We start from the raw sequence: 16,958 nt of genomic DNA, 5'->3' as shown, positions 1-16,958 counted from the left end.
TCTCAAGTCAATCAAAGGTCCGCCCGGCCCGCCAATAACCCATCAGGGTCAGGCACTCTCGTTGCAGCCCGCGCTCCTTGATCAGATACCGGCGAATATCCATTACCGTCGCCGATTCCCCCGCGACCCAGGCATGGAACGCACTGCTGGTGCTACTGGCCTGTTCCCACAAGATCCGTGTGTCGATGTCCACTTCTTCCAGCTTCGCCCGTGGTGCGGCAGGCTCCTGTGGCAGGCTGGCCAGTTCGCGCACGGCATGCTGCATGGCTTGGCCATGTGCGCAGCTCAGCAGTTCGCGCGGCAGCCAGTGCAGTGCAGTGGCATCGCCATGGCGCAGGCTCAGGCAATCCGCCTCCAGCGGCACCTCGATGAACGCTTGCACTGCCAGCTCGGGCTGGGTGTCAGCCAGTTGCTCCAGGATGCCGGCAATCGCCGGCAGTGCGGTTTCGTCACCTACCAGCAGCACATTGCGCACACCTTGCGGTGGCTTCCATTCATAACCGCCGGGGTCGCCTTCATAGGCCAGGTTGGGCGCGACTATCTGCAAACGGTCACCCACCTGCGCGTGGGTGGCCCAGGCCGAGGCGGGGCCGTTGACACCATGCAGCACGAAGTCGATATCCATCTCCAGCGCCTCACGGCGCAAGGCACGGATGGTGTAGGTGCGCATCGGCGGGCGCTGGGCCGGTGGCAGGGCACTGTGCGCGGCCTTCCAGTGCAGGTCGTTGTTCAGGCTGGGCGGTGAGCCGTCGGGGGCGGGAAACAGCAGCTTGACCCGTTGGTCTGGGGCCAGGGTGGTCATTTCAACAACTTCTGGTCCGGTGAATACCAGCCGGGTGAGCGAAGGGCTGAGCGCGATCCGCCGCTTCAGCTGGACATTGAAGATTCGATAGCTGGGGCGTTTGCCGGGGAGCGCTTGAGTGACCCGCTTGCGCAGGTTGTTGGCCAGGGTGGAGAGCATCGCGAGGGCCGCCTTCTGGAGGATGGGTATGACGTTCAGACGAGTCGCCCACCCGGTGATTTAATCGCGCAGCCTGGGCTGCCGGCGGTGGCCGGGGCTTTGGCTAAATCAGCTCGCGGCTGTTTCGTCTTTGAGGGATGACTGGGCCCTGTGGTCCCGCTTCCTATCGCTAAGGACGCATTGCATGAATGCCGAAAACTCGTTGAAACTCGCTCGCCGCTTTATCAAACTGCCGCCGGAAAAACGCCGTTTGTTCCTGGCCGGGCTAAAGGCAGAGGGCGTCGATTTTTCCTTGTTTCCGATCCCTGCCGATGTTGCCTGCGATGACCGCGATGGGTTGTCCTACGCCCAGCGGCGTATGTCGTTTCTCTGGCAGCTGGACCCCCAGGGCGCTGCCTACAACCTGCCCATGGCTGTGCGCCTGAAGGGCAAGCTCGACCGCCAGGCCCTGCAGCAAGCGTTCGATCGCCTGGTTGCGCGCCACGAGAGCCTGCGTACGCGCCTGCGTACCCAGGGTGAGCATCTGTACCAGGAGGTCCTCGCTGCCGAGGCCGTTGCCATCGTCGAGCACGACCTCACCGCCCTGGCAGCGGCGCAACGCGAGGCCCGTGTCGCGTCACTGGCCGAAGCCCAGGCGCAGGCACCTTTCAACCTGCTGCAAGGGCCGCTGTTGCGCGTGAACCTGCTGCAACTGGCTACCGACGAGCACGTGCTGCTGCTCACCCTGCACCACATCGTGGCCGATGGCTGGTCGCTGAACGTGCTGATCGACGAGTTCGTGCGCTTGTACGATGCTGCCTGTCAGGGCAGCGAAGCGACCCTGCCGGCGCTGCCCATCCAGTACCGCGATTATGCGCTGTGGCAACGCAGCTGGCTGGAAGCCGGTGAGCAGGAGCGACAGCTGAGCTACTGGCGCGAGAAACTGGGCGATGATCATGCCGTGCTTGAGCTGCCGCTCGACCATTCCCGTGTCGGCGCACCGAGCCATCGCGGCGCGCGGCGCGAGTTGCAGGTCGACCCAGCGCTTGCCGAGCGTCTCAGGGCGTTGGCCAGTGCCCAAGGGGTTACCCTGTTCATGGTGCTGCTGGCATCGTTCAAGCTGCTGCTGCAACGCTACAGTGGCCAGCGCGCCATCCGCGTCGGCGTTCCGGTCGCCAACCGCCACCGTACCGAAGTAGAAGGCTTGATCGGTTGCTTCATCAACACCCAGGTGCTGCATACCGATATCGACCCGCTCATGGATGTGAGCCAGCTACTCGGGCGGGTCAAAGACACCGCCCTGGGCGCCCAGGTGCACCAGGACCTGCCGTTCGAGCGCCTGGTCGAGGCGCTCGAACTGGATCGCAGCAGCGCGCAAAGCCCGTTGTTCCAGGTGCTCTTCAACCACCAGGCGGCCATCGCCGACGCCGGTCAGGTCCGCCTTGGCAGTGGGCTGACGCTGGAAAAAGTCGCCCTGGACAAGCACAGCGCTCGCTTCGACCTTTCCCTGGACACCTATGAAAGCGCCGGGCGTCTGCACGCGGTGTTCACCTATGCGCTGGATGTCTTCGAAGAAGCCACGATCATCGGTTTCGGCGAGGACTGGTTGCGACTGCTCGACGGGCTGACCCAATCGCTCTCCACTGCGGTCGGCGAGCTGCCCTTGGCGACCCAGGCGGTACAGCCGCTGGAGCCGCAAGCTGCCGGGGCGCAAACGCCCGGCCTGTGCGTTCATCACCTGATCGAAACGGCCGCCAACCTCAACCTGCAAGGCCTTGCAGCGAGCGGCGACGCCGGTCGAATCAGCTATGCCACCTTGCAGGCACGCTCGGATGCCCTGGCCCACGCACTACTGGCGCGTGGCGTACAGCTGGATCAGCGGGTCGGCGTGGTGGCCGACCGATCCTGCGAGATGCTCATCGGCATCCTGGCTGTGCTCAAGGCCGGTGCCGCCTACCTGCCGCTGGACCCTGACCAGCCCCAGTCGCGCATCGACTTCATGCTTGCCGACAGCGAGGTCAAGTGGGTAGTGGGCCGAGCGGGGCAGATCAGCCTGCCTGAAGGCGTCGCAGCGATTGACGTGGCGGGCGACTACCCGTCAGCGTCGGCGCCCAAGGTGGCGGTCCATACCGACAACCTTGCCTATGTCATCTACACCTCTGGCACCACCGGCAAGCCCAAGGGCGTCGCGGTCAGCCATGGCGCCTTGGTCAACTACGTGCGCGGCGTCAGCCAACGCCTGCCCATGGACCAGATCGCCAACCTGGCGATGGTCACCACGCCGGCGGCCGACCTTGGCCACACCATGCTGTTCGGTGCACTGTGCTACGGCAAGACCCTGCACATGCTGCCCAAGGAGACCGTGCTCGATGCCCAGGTCTTCGCCGCCTACCTGCAGGCGCATGCCATCGATGCACTGAAGATCGTCCCCTCGCACTTGCAGGCCATGCTCGCCGCAGGTGCCGAAGCCTTGCCACGGCGCTGCCTGGTGGTCGGAGGCGAAGCGTGCACTGCGGCGCTTCTGGGCCGCATCAAGGCCTTGGCGTCCGACCTCGAGGTGATCAACCACTATGGTCCCACCGAGACAACGGTCGGCGTCCTTACCCATGCCCTGCAGGATCGCCCGGTGCTCGGCCAGCCGCTGGAAAACCTGCGCGCCCATGCGCTGGACAGCTGCCTTCAGCCCGTGCCCGGCAAGGCCAGGGGGGAGCTCTATATCGCCGGTGCAGGGCTTGCGCGTGGCTACCTGGGCCAGGCGGCGCTGACCGCCGAGCGCTTCGTGCCCGACCCCTGCGGCACCGAGGGTGCGAGGATGTACCGTACCGGCGACTGGGTACGCCTGAACGCTGACGGCGAATGCATTTTTGCCGGGCGCATCGATGGCCAGGTGAAGATTCGCGGCTACCGCGTCGAACTGGCCGAGATCGATGCCTGTCTGCGGCAGTTGCCGGGAATCGAAAGCGCCGTTGTGCGCGTGGTTGGCGAAGACGCCGATCGGCAGCTGGCCGCCTACCTGGTCCCGCAGCAATGGGCTGCGCAGGACGAAGCCCGTCAAGCAGTCGTCGACGGTATCCGGGCCGCGTTGAAGCTTGCCCTGCCTGAGCATCTGGTGCCGCATTATCTGATGCTGCTGGAGCATCTGCCGGTAACCCTCAACGGCAAGGTCGACGTCAAGGCATTGCCTGAGCCGGTCGCCGTCACAGCCCTTTACCGGGCTCCCGAGACCGCACTGCAGATGCAGGTCGCGGCCATTTGGGCCGACGTGTTGCAACAGGCCCAGGTCGGCCTCGACGACAATTTCTTCGCCTTGGGTGGCCATTCGCTGCTGGCGACTCAAGTGGTCTCGCGGATCAGGCAGCAACTGCGCCTGGACGTGGCCTTGCGGGTGCTGTTCGACACTGCCGACCTGTCCGGTTTCGTCGAGGCGCTGCAGGGGCTGGAGCAGGTCGCCGGGGGCGAGATCCAGGTGCTGGACCGGACGGTGCCGCTGCAGGTTTCGCACGCTCAGTATCGCCAGTGGATGTTCTGGAAGCTGCACCCGCAAAGCACCGCCTACAACACCCCTCTGGCCATCCGCTTGCAAGGCCAGGTGGACCGGGCCGCGTTGCAGGCCGCGTTCGATGCGCTGGTGATGCGCCATGAATCCCTGCGCACGATCTTCGAAGAGCATGACGGCATCCCCCGGCAGCGCATACTGCCCGCAGCGTCGCCGTGCATCGAGTACCATGACCTCAGCACTGCCGACGGCCGGGCGCTGCAGCAGCGCCTACAGGACGAGGCGCTTACGCCCTTCGACCTCGAACAGGGGCCGCTGATTCGGGTCAAGCTGTTCCAGGGTGGCTCGCAGGAGCAGGTGCTGACCGTGCTGTTGCACCACATTGTCTCGGACGGCTGGTCCATGAGCGTCATGGTCCGCGAGCTGGCTGCCGTCTACAACGCCCACACCACCGGGCAGTCGCTCGAACGCCAGGCGCTGGCGGTGCAGTACGCCGATTACGCCGCCTGGCAGCGCGAACGCCTGGCCTCGGGCGAGCTACAGGCCCAGCTGGCATTCTGGAAAACCACGCTGGAAGACGATTTTTCAGTCCTCGAACTGCCTGCCGACCGTATTCGCCCTCAGGTCCAGAGCTATCGCGGCGGGCGCGTGGATGTGCTCCTGCCTGCCGCGCTCACCGCCGATCTGCAGCGCCTGGCGGTTGCTGCCAATGCCACGCTGTTCCATGTGTTCCTGGCCTCGTTCGCACTGCTGCTGTCGCGCTACAGCGGGCGCGAAACGCTCAACATCGGCATGCCGGTGACCAACCGCAATCGCCTTGAGCTGGAAGGGCTGATCGGTTTCTTCGTCAACACACTGGTCGCTCGCGTGGCGGTCGATCCGTTGCAGTCCTTCAGGCACTTGTTGCTGGCGGTCAAGGAGACCACCCTGCAGGCTCAGGCGAACAAGGACATCCCCTTCGATGTGCTGGTGGAAGCGCTCAAACCCGAGAGGGGGTTGGGCCACAACCCACTGTTCCAGGTCATGTACAACCACCTGAGCGACCTTGGCGAGCGGGTCTCCGGCGACAGCGTGCAAGGGCTGCGTATCGAGGAGGTCGACCAGGTCGAACACACCACGCAGTTCGACCTGTCGCTGGACACCCTCGAACGCAGCGATGGTGTGATCGCTTCCTTTGGCTATGCATCGGACCTTTTCGACGTCGAGCGTATCGAACGCCTGGCATCGGTCTGGGTCAACCTGCTCGGCGCCCTGGCCAGTGACACGACAGTGCCGGTGGCCGACCTGCCTTTGCTCTCGGCTGCCCAGCACAAGCTGGCACTCGAAGCCGTCGACCCGGCCCCCTTGCGTTTCGCCGAAGGCCTCGGCGTGCATCAGCTGTTCGAGGCGCAGGTTCTGCGCGCACCGGAGGCTACGGCGCTGGTCCTCGATGATCAGGCACTGACGTATCAGGCACTCAACCGCCGCGCCAACCAGTTGGCCCACAAGCTGCGCGAGCTTGGCGTGGGGCCTGAGGTGCGTGTTGGCATCGCCGTGGAACGCAGCCTGGACATGGTGGTAGGCCTGCTTGGCATTCTCAAGGCCGGTGGTGCCTATGTGCCGCTCGACCCGCAATACCCGCAGGAGCGCCTGCGCTTCATGATGCAGGACAGCGGTGTTCACCTGCTCCTGACCCAGCCCCACCTGGCACCGATGCTGCCGGTTTCCACAACGGTGACCTGCCTTGAAATGCAGGCGGATGAGCAGTGGCTGGGCAACTACAGTGCGGCCAACCCGGTGAGCCTGACCGTCCCCGACAACCTAGCTTATGTGATCTACACCTCCGGGTCCACCGGCAAGCCCAAAGGTGTGGCCATCGCTCATCGGGAGCTGTCGGTGTTCTGCAGCGTGGCGGCTGACTATTCGCGGCTCGATGCCAGTGATCGGGTGCTGCAGTTCGCCACGGTCAACTTCGACGGTTTTGTCGAGCAGCTCTACCCGGCCTTGTGTTGCGGTGCCCGGGTCGTCATGCGCGGCTCGCAGCTGTGGGACATCGAAACCCTCAAGCAGGCCATCGTCACCCACGGCATCACCGTGGCGGACCTGACCACCGCCTACTGGCGCATGCTGGCGGCGGAAAAGCTGCCCGCCGGCGCCTGCGCGTCGCTGCGTCAGGTGCACGTGGGCGGTGAAGCCATGCCGATGGAAAGCCTTGGCGACTGGTACGCCAGCGGATTGCAGCAGGCACGTCTGCTCAATACCTATGGGCCTACAGAAGCGACCGTGGTGACCACCGTGCAGGACTGTGCAGGCTTGCAGCCGGGTGCCGGTGGCAAGGCCATCGTGCCGATCGGGCGGGCGGTGGGCGGCAGGGTGACCTATGTCTGTGACGATGGCCTTGTCCTGGCCCCGGCCGGTTGGGTGAACGAACTACTGATCGGTGGTCGCGGCTGTCTCGCCCGTGGCTATTTCAACCGCCCGGCGCTGACCGCCGAGCGTTTCATTCCCGACCCGTTCGACCCGGTCGGCGGCGGCCGTCTGTACCGTACCGGTGATCTGGCAAGCGCGCGTGTCGAGGGTGTTCTCGACTATGTCGGTCGCATCGACCATCAAGTCAAGATTCGCGGCCTGCGCATCGAACTGGGCGAGATCGAAGCGCGACTGCAAGAGCATGCCAGGGTGCGTGAAGCACAGGTCATCGACATCGACGGGCCCACCGGCAAGCAACTGGTCGCCTATCTGGTGATCGAGGGCGAGCCGCAGGATGCGCTGCGTGAAAACCTATCAAGCCACCTCAAGGCTGCATTGCCGGACTACATGGTTCCGGCGCACCTGATGTTCCTCGGCCAATTGCCGCTGACGCCGAACGGCAAGCTGGACCGCAAGGCGCTGCCAAGGCCCGACCTGAGCCTCGACCAGCCTGCCTACGTGCCCGCTCGCAGCGAACGCGAAAAACAGATTGCAGCCATCTGGGCTCAGGTCCTCAAGGTTGAACGCATCGGCCTGACCGACCATTTCTTCGAACTGGGCGGGCATTCGTTGCTGGCTACCCAGGTCACCTCGCGCATTCGCCAGGCCCTGGGCCTGGAAATACCCCTGCGCACGCTTTTCGAAGCCCCGGTGCTGGCTGATTTCGTCGCCTTGGCAGGGCAGGGCACGCACGCGCCTGCCCTGGCGTTGCAGCCGGTCGACCGCACGCAGCCGTTGGCCTTGTCTTATGCCCAGCAGCGGCAGTGGTTCTTCTGGCAGATGGCCCCTGAAAGTACCGCCTACAACATGGCCACTGTCTTGCGACTGCGCGGCGAGCTGGATGTCGAGGCACTGCGCCTGAGTTTCGAAGCGCTGATCGCGCGGCACGAGACCCTGCGTACCACCTTCCGCCAGGCCGGTGACCAAGCCCTGCAGGTGATCCACCCGGCGCAGCCGTTCAGCCTGGCTTGCGAAGGGGTCGAACCGTGCGAGGGAGACGAACAGGCCGCGCTGCTCAAGCGCCTGGTCGAGGCAGAGACGCAACGCCCCTTCGATTTGGAGCACGGGCCGTTGTTGCGCGTGAAACTGTTGCGCGTGACCGAGGATGACCATGTCCTCGTACTGACCTTGCACCATATCGTCTCCGATGGCTGGTCGATGCCGGTGATGGTCGATGAACTGGTGCAGTTGTACCAAGGGCTGCGCAACGGGCAGGCGGCGCAGTTGCCTGCGCTGCCTGTCCAGTACGCAGACTACGCCGTATGGCAGCGGCAGTGGATGGAGGCCGGTGAGCGTGAGCGCCAGCTGGCCTACTGGAAGGCCCAGCTGGGCGACCGGCAGCCGGTGCTCGAACTGCCCGGCGATCGCCCGCGCCCGGCTAACCAGGACTTCGCCGGCGCCAGTTTCGCCATCGACCTGGACCGCGACCTCGTGCACGCGCTCAAGGCATTGGCCCAGCAGCAGGGCGTCAGCCTGTTCATGCTGCTGTTGGCCAGCTTCCAGACCCTGTTGCACCGCTATTCGGGGCAGGACGATATTCGCGTCGGGGTGCCGATCGCTAACCGTAGCCGCCTGGAAACCGAGCGCCTGATCGGCTTCTTCGTCAATACCCAGGTGCTCAAGGCCGAGTTCGACCTGCACACCACCTTCAGCCAGCTGCTTGAGCAAACGCGTCAGACGGCCCTGGCGGCCCAGGCTCATCAGGATCTGCCGTTCGAGCAGTTGGTCGAGGCGCTGCACCCTGAGCGCAGCCTGAGCCACAGCCCGCTGTTCCAGGCGCTCTACAATCACCAGACCGAACAGCGGGGGCAGGCGCGCAGCCTGCCCGGGCTGGAAGTTCAAGGCATGGCCTGGGAGCGCTATACCGCACAGTTCGACCTGACCCTTGATACCTTCGAGCATGCCGACGGGCTGGGGGCCTCGCTGGTCTACGCCACGTCGCTGTTCGATCGCCCGCGCATCGAGGCGCTGGCGCAGCATTGGTGCAACCTGCTGGCCGACATCGTGCGTCAACCCCATCAGCGTGTCGCCGAACTGGCGATGCTGGGCAGCCAGGAGCGTGAGCAACTGTTGGCAAGGTGGGACCAGACTGGTGACGACCATCCGGAAGACCGTTTCGTCCATCAACTGTTCGCAGACCAGGTTGCCCGCACCCCCGAAGCCATCGCGATCCGCTTCGACGATCAACGCCTGAGCTACCGCCAACTCGATGCGCAGGCCAATCGCCTGGCGCACCGCTTGATCGAGCAAGGCGTCGGCCCGGAGGTCAGGGTGGTCATCGCCATGCGCCGCTCCACCGACATCATGGTGGCGTTCATGGCGGTGCTCAAGGCAGGTGGCGTGTATGTGCCGCTGGACATCGCCTATCCGCAGGACCGCCTGCGCTACATGATGCAGGACTGCGCTGCGGCCTTGGTGCTGACGCAGAGCGATGTGCTGGGCACGCTGCCAATCCCGCACGGGTTGCCGACGCTGGCGGTGGACCTGCCGGCCGCCTGGCATCAAGGCCCGGACACGGCGCCCGAGGTGGCGCTGTCAAAGCACAACCTTGCCTATGTGATCTACACCTCGGGTTCGACCGGCATGCCCAAGGGTGTCGCAGTGGCGCACGGGCCTCTGGCCTCGCACATTCTGGCCAATGGTGAACGCTATGAAACCGGCCCGCAGGATTGCGAGTTGCACTTCATGTCCTTCGCCTTCGATGGAGCCCATGAGGCCTGGATGCACCTGCTGATCAACGGCGCCAGTGTGCTGGTGCGTGACGACAGCCTGTGGCTGCCCGAGCAGGCCTACGCCGAGATGCACCGGCATGGCGTGACCATTGCTGTGTTCCCGCCGGTCTATCTGCAACAGCTGGCCGAGCATGCCCTGCGGGTGGGCAACCCGCCACCGGTGCGCATTTATTGTTTCGGTGGTGATGCCGTACCGCAAACCGGATACGAGCTGGCCTGGCAGGCCCTGCGCCCGCAATACATCTTCAACGGCTACGGGCCGACCGAAACGGTGGTCACACCGTTGCTCTGGAGCGCGTCGCCAGGCGATACCTGCGGCGCGGCCTACGCGCCTATCGGCCGCCTGGTCGGTCGCCGCCGCAGTTATGTCCTCGACGCCAGCCTCAACCTGGTGCCGTTGGGGCACAGTGGCGAATTGTTCCTCGGCGGGCTCTGCCTGGCGCGTGGCTATCTCGACCGGCCAAGCCTGACCGCCGAGCGCTTCGTCCCCGACCCGTTCGCCGCGAACGGCGAGCGGGTCTACCGCAGTGGTGACCTGACCCGCACCCGCGCCGACGGTCTGGTTGACTATCTGGGGCGCATCGACCATCAGGTCAAGATCCGCGGTTTCCGTATCGAGCTTGGCGAGATCGAGGCGCGGTTGCAGGATCACCCTGCGGTGCGCGAAAGTGTGGTCATCGACATCCAGGGCCCAGGCGGCAAGCAGCTCGCCGCGTATCTGGTCAGTGCGGATGTGCAGCTCGACGACCTGCCGGGGCAAAGCCTGCTGCGCAGCGAACTGCGCGATCACCTCAAGGCGACCTTGCCGGACTACATGGTGCCCACGCACCTGGTATTCCTCGACACGTTGCCGCTCACGCCCAATGGCAAGCTGGACCGCAAGGGCCTGCCAGCGCCTGACGTCACTCAGCTGCAGCAAGTGTACGTGGCACCTCGAAACGCGCTGGAGCAGACCATCGCCGGGATCTGGGCGGATGTTCTGAAAGTCGACAAGGTGGGGCTGTCCGACAACTTCTTCGAACTGGGTGGCGATTCCATCATTTCGATCCAGGTGGTCAGCCGCGCGCGCCAGGCGGGTATCCGCTTCACCCCCAAAGAGCTGTTCCAGCACCAGACCGTCCAAGGGCTGGCCTCGGTCGCCAGGCAAGGGGACGAGGGCGGATTGCTGATCGAGCAGAAGGCTGCCACTGGCCAGACCCTGCTGCTGCCGATCCAGCAATCGTTCTTCGAGCAGGACATTGCCCAGCGCCACCACTGGAACCAGGCGCTGTTGCTCAAGGCAGGTCAGGCGCTCGACAGCCAGACACTGGAGCAAGCGCTTCAGACCCTGGTGATCCACCATGACGCGCTGCGCCTGCGCTTCGATTGTGCAGAGGGTGAATGGACGGCTCGTTACGGTTCGCCAGAGCCACAGCAAGATCTGCTGTGGCAGGCTACTGTGGCGGATGCCGAGGCGCTTGAAGCGTTGTGCAATGACGTCCAGGGTAGCCTTGACCTGCAGCGCGGCCCGTTGCTGCGGGCATTGCTGGCAACCCTCGCGGATGGCAGCCAGCGCGTGTTGCTGGCGATCCATCATCTGGTGGTGGACGGGGTGTCCTGGCGCGTGCTGCTGGAAGACCTGCAAACCGCCTACCGCCAGTTGCACGCCGGCCAGCCAGTCGACCTGCCAGCCAAGACCAGCGCGACCCAGGCGTGGGCTGCGCACTTGCAGCGCTACGCACGCAGCGAAACGCTGCAGGCGCAGCTGGCTTACTGGCAGGCGCAACTCGGCCAGTCTGATGCAGACCTGCCTTGCGACAACCCGGGTGGCTCGTTGCATGGCATGCATGTCGGCACCGCCCGCACCCGTCTTGACTCGGCCAGTACCCGGCAACTGCTGCAACAGGCACCTGCTGCCTACCGTACGCAGGTCAACGACTTGCTGCTGACCGCACTGGCCCGCGTCATCGCACGCTGGACCCAGCGCAGCGACGTGCTCGTGCAACTGGAGGGGCATGGCCGCGAAGAGTTGTTCGATACCATTGACCTGACGCGGACCGTGGGCTGGTTCACCAGCGTGTTCCCGGTGCGACTGAGCCCGGAGCAGACGCTTGATGCGTCGATCAAGCGGATCAAGGAACAGCTACGGTCGATCCCGGACAAAGGCATCGGCTACGGTGCCCTGCGCTACCTGGGCGATGAGCAGGCCCGCGCAGCGCTTGCGCAGTTGCCGAACCCCCGCATCACCTTCAACTACCTGGGGCAGTTCGACGGCAGCTTCGCGCCGGGCTCGGACGCCGATGCGTCGGCATTCCTGGTGCCCGCTGGCGAAAGCGCCGGCGCCAGCCAGAGCAGCGAAGCGCCGCTGGACAATTGGTTGTCGATCAATGGCCAGGTCTATGCCGGTGAGCTGAACCTTGAGTGGACCTTCAGTCGCGACATGTTCAACGTTGACACGGTGCAGCGCCTGGCCGACCAGTTCGCTGCCGAGCTCAAGGCGATTGTCGAGCATTGCCTGGCGGATACCCACGCAGGTTTGACGCCTTCGGATGTTCCGCTGGCCGGGCTGACCCAGGCCCAACTGGACAGCCTGCCTGTTCCGGTGGCGCAGATCGAAGACCTCTATCCCCTTGCGCCCATGCAGCAGGGCATGCTGTTCCACAGCCTGTTCGAGCAAGGCGGGGGGCATTACATCAACCAGATGCGCGTCGACGTCAAAGGGCTCGACGTGCCACGCTTCAGGCTCGCCTGGCAGGCCGCTGTCGATCGCCATGAGGTGCTCAGGGCCAACTTCGTGACCTGCTTCCAGCACCCGCTGCAGGTCATTCGCAGGCAGCTCGAATTGCCGTTCACGTACCTGGACTGGGCCGGCATCGCCGAGCAGGGTGCGGCCCTGGACAGCTGGGCCGAAGCGGATCTGCGCAAGGGCTTCGACCTGCAGCATGACCCCCTGCTGCGCCTGGCGGTTATCCGCACCAGCGAAGCATCGTGCCATCTGGTCTTCACCAGCCATCACATTCTGATGGATGGCTGGAGCAATGCGCAGTTGCTCGCTGAGGTGCTCCAGGCTTATGCCGGGGTGCCGAACGGTGGGCTGACGGGCCGCTATCGCGATTACATCGAATGGCTGCAGCGCCAGGATGCCCTGCAAGCTCAGGCCTTCTGGCAGCAGCAGTTGCATGACCTGAACGAGCCTACGCGCCTGGCACTGGCCATGCGTCAGGACAAGGCCCGCCTGGGTACCGGCTACGGTGAACACCAGCAGCGCTTGAGCGAGCAGCAGACGCAGGCGCTGGCTGCTTTTGCCCGGCAGCAGCGGGTGACCGTCAATACCTTGGTGCAAGCGGCGTGGCTGCTGCTTCTGCAGCGTTACACCGGGCAATCGTGCGTGAGCTTCGGTGCGACGGTATCCGGTCGCCCGGCGGAGCTGCGCGGTGTCGAGCAACAGCTGGGGCTGTTCATCAACACGCTGCCGGTGGTCGCCAACCCGCGTCCGCAGCAGCGGGTGGCGGAATGGGTGCAGCAACTGCAGGCGCAGAACCTGGCGCTGCGCGAATACGAACACAGCCCCTTGTACGACATCCAGCGCTGGGCCGGATCGGGTGGGGAAGGGCTGTTCGATACCTTGCTGGTGTTCGAGAACTACCCGGTCGGCGATGCTCTGCAGCAGAGCGCACCCGCCGGACTCGTGTTCGGCAACGTGCACGGGCATGAACAGTCGAGCGTGCCGCTGACCTTGGCGATTGGCGCAGGTACGCACCTGTCGGTGCACTACAGCTACGACCGCCAGTGTTTCACGCAAGAAAGCATCGCGCAGATTGCCCGCCACTTCGGCACGCTGTTGCAGGCGCTGGTCGAGGATTCGCAGCAGGTGCTCGCTCGACTGCCTTTGCTCGAAGCAGAGGAGCGGCACGCAATCATTCATGACTGGAATCCGGCGCCTGTGAATCATCATCCCGATCAGTGTCTGCACCAGCTGATCGAAGCCCAGGCTGCGCGGACGCCGGAGGCCATTGCCGTGGTCTCGGGTGAGCGGACCCTCAGTTACAGCCAACTCAATCGGCGTGCCAATCAGCTGGCCCACAAGCTGCGCGAGCAGGGCGTGGGGCCGGATGTGCTGGTGGGGATCGCTGTGGATCGTGGCCTGGAAATGGTCATCGGGCTACTGGGCATCCTCAAGGCGGGAGGCGCCTATGTGCCGCTGGACCCGGAGTATCCGGAAGATCGTCTGGCTTACATGATGAGCGATAGCGGTATTCGCCTGTTGCTGACCCAGTCACATCTGCTCGCCCACTTGCCGCTGCCTGAGGATGTCGATTCGCTGCTCCTGGAGCCGTTCCCTGGCTACAGCGAAGCCAACCCGGTCAACTTCACGCAACCTGCAAACCTGGCTTACGTGATTTATACCTCGGGGTCCACCGGCAAACCCAAAGGGACCTTGCTGCCTCATCACAACGTCGTGCGGCTGTTCCAGGCAACCCAGGACTGGTTCGGGTTCGATAGCCGGGATGTCTGGAGCGTCTTCCATTCCTACGCGTTCGATTTCTCTGTCTGGGAACTGTTCGGTGCGCTGGTTCATGGGGCCAAGGCCGTGATCGTGACCAAGGACGTAGCCCGATCACCCGCGGAATTTCACGCATTGCTGATCCGTGAGCAGGTCACGGTGCTCAACCAGACACCTTCGGCGTTCAAGCAACTGATCGCGCATGCCTGCACACGACCGCAGGGGCAGTCTGAGCTTGCCCTGCGTTACATCGTGTTTGGGGGTGAAGCATTGGATGTCGGGAGCCTGGCACCGTGGTTCAACCACTTCGGCGACAGCCAGCCGACCCTGATCAACATGTACGGCATCACTGAAACCACGGTGCACGTCACCTACCGGCCTGTGAGTCGTGAAGATCTGCAGCGCGATGGTGTCAGCCCCATCGGTCAGGTGATTCCCGATCAGTCGCTGTACCTGCTTGATGCTGACTTCAATATCGCCGCCCCCGGTTGTCATGGCGAACTGCACGTTGGTCAGGCCGGCCTTGCCCGTGGCTATCACAGGCGCGCGGCGCTTACGGCGGAGCGGTTCGTACCCGACCCGTTCGATGGCAGCGAGCAGGGTGGTGGTCGCCTCTATCGCACCAGCGATCTGGCACGCTACCGCATGCAGGGTGCGATCGAATACGTCGGTCGTATCGATCATCAGGTGAAGATCCGAGGTTTCCGTATCGAGCTGGGCGAAATCGAGGCCAGGCTGCAGGAACATTCGCAAATCCGCGAAGCGGTGGTACTCGCTACTGACGGTCCGAGCGGTACGCAACTGGTTGCCTATCTGATCCCTGTCCAAGCGCCCTCGGCAGCGTTGCGCGAGAGCCTGCGCGAGCACCTTAAAGCGACGTTGCCCGAGCATATGGTGCCCGCCCATCAGGTGTTCCTGGAAACGCTGCCTCTTACGGCAAATGGCAAGCTCGATCGGCGAGCCTTACCCAAACCTGATGTCTCGCAGCTACAGCAGCAGTTCGTCGCACCACAGAGCCCGCTGGAGCAGGACGTTGCAGCGATCTGGGCCGATGTGCTGAAGCTTGAAAGGGTCGGTATGAGCGACAACTTCTTCGAGCTGGGCGGGCATTCGCTGCTGGCAGTCCAAGCGACCCAGCGTGTGCAGTTGCTGCTGGGGCTGGAGGTGCCGCTTTCGGCCTTGTTCGGTGCCGGGCGACTTGCGGACTACGTGGCGACGATGGCTGAGCTGGCGCCTGCCAGCGCAGCGGATGTCGATGAGTTGAGTGATTTCCTGGCAGAACTGGAGAGTGTTTGAAATGACGGCCCAGAACATCGAGCTGGTTAAACGGTTCCTGCATCTGCCACTGGAGCAGCGCAAGCAATTCTTTGAAAGGATGCAGTCCAAGGGCATGAGCTTCGCTCGGCTGCCGATCCCGCGGATACGGGACGAATGGGGGACCATCGGGTTGTCGTATGCCCAGCAGCGCCAGTGGTTCCTTTGGCAGTTCGAGCCCGAAAGCGCGGCCTACAACATCAGCATGGCCCTGCGTTTCAGGGGCGCATTGGACCCCGCGCTTCTGCAGCGTAGCCTGGAAGACCTGGTGCACCGCCACGAAAGCCTACGCACCGCTTTTGCCCAGGACGGCGACCAGCCTGTCCAGGTCATTGAACCGAGTGTGCGGGTGGAAATTGTGCGAGAGCCCTTTGCATCGGCACCAGACGCTGATTTTGCCGAGCGCCTTGAACGTCGCATCGAAGAAGAGGCCGGCCAGCCTTTCGACCTGGGGCAGGCGCCCCTGTGGCGAGTAAGGCTGCTGCAGGTGAACGAGGCCGATCATGTGCTGATCCTGGTCATGCACCATATCGTCTCCGATGGCTGGTCGATGCCGATACTGCTGGACGAGTGGATCCGCAGTTACGAGGGGCATCGCCTTGGCCAGCCGGCGTCGTTGCCGGAACTGCCGATCCAGTATGCCGACTATGCCATCTGGCAGCGCCGGTGCATGGAAGCGGGTGAGCTGGCGCGTCAGCTGGCGTACTGGGAGGCCGAGCTGGGGGGGGAGCTGCCGGTGCTGGAACTGCCGATCGACCGTCCTCGCCCGGCCGTGCAGAGCCGGGCAGGTGCAAGCCTGGATATCAGTCTGGACGACACACTGTGTGCCGGCCTCAAGCAACTGGCGCGTGATCGGGGCGTGACAGTGTTCATGCTTCTGCTGGCCAGCTGCCAGACCTTGCTGCACCGCTACAGCGGGCAGAACGATATCCGTGTCGGCATACCCACGGCCAACCGTAATCGAATGGAGACCGAAGGCCTGATCGGCTTTTTCGTCAACACCCAGGTACTCAAGGCGGAATTCGACCTGGGGATGACCTTCACTGAACTGCTTGAGCAGACTCAGCGACGAGTCTCGGGTGCACAGGCCCATCAGGACCTGCCGTTCGAGCAGCTGGTCGAAGCCTTGCAGCCAGAGCGCAGCCTCAGCCATAGCCCGTTGTTCCAGGTCATGTTCAATCACCAGACCGAAGCGCGCGGGCAGGGTCGGCAGCTGCCTGGCTTGGCTGTCGAGACCCTGAGTTGGGAACGCGGGACCGCGCAGTTTGACCTGACGCTGGAGACCGTGGAGCACGAGGCAGGGATTGCAGTGTCGCTGACCTACGCAACCGCGCTGTTCGACGAAGCCACCATTGCCCAGCTCGCCGGGCACTGGCAGGGCCTGTTGGCCGCCATCGTCGCCCAGCCGCAGCAGCGCATCGCCGAGCTGCCGCTGTTGAATGCCGCGCAGCAGCAACAGGTGGTCTACGACTGGAACCGCACCCACGCCGACTACCCGCTGGAGCAGTGCCTGCAGCAACTGATCGAGGCGCAAGTCGCCGCCAC

The 16,958-nt window shown here is 64.3% G+C and carries 3 protein-coding genes; 2 read left to right on the top strand and 1 reads right to left on the bottom strand.

The genetic code is table 11. From position 1 onward, the window contains the following. Window positions 1-7: 7 nt before the first annotated feature. Entirely contained in the window at window positions 8-961 is a 954-nt protein-coding gene (locus ACF8RA_RS22400) for a siderophore-interacting protein (RefSeq protein ID WP_392488440.1), read from the bottom strand. Between the two features lie 184 nt (window positions 962-1,145). On the opposite strand from ACF8RA_RS22400, the gene ACF8RA_RS22395 reads away from it, so the two are divergent. Together ACF8RA_RS22395 and ACF8RA_RS22390 are read left to right on the top strand one after the other, a co-directional pair. Continuing rightward, window positions 1,146-15,395, top strand: a complete 14,250-nt coding sequence (locus ACF8RA_RS22395) for a non-ribosomal peptide synthase/polyketide synthase (protein ID WP_392488439.1) — start codon at window positions 1,146-1,148, stop codon at window positions 15,393-15,395. 1 nt (window position 15,396) lies between these two features. After that, window positions 15,397-16,958, top strand: a 1,562-nt coding sequence (locus tag ACF8RA_RS22390) for a condensation domain-containing protein (RefSeq protein WP_392488438.1), incomplete at its 3' end; no start/stop codon positions are given.

Origin of the sequence: Pseudomonas sp. FYR_5 (assembly GCF_043106315.1) — a bacterium.
GTDB lineage: Bacteria > Pseudomonadota > Gammaproteobacteria > Pseudomonadales > Pseudomonadaceae > Aquipseudomonas > Aquipseudomonas putida_Y.
The sequence above is the reverse complement of the archived record's forward strand: the minus strand, read 5'-3'. Positions and strand labels throughout refer to the sequence as shown.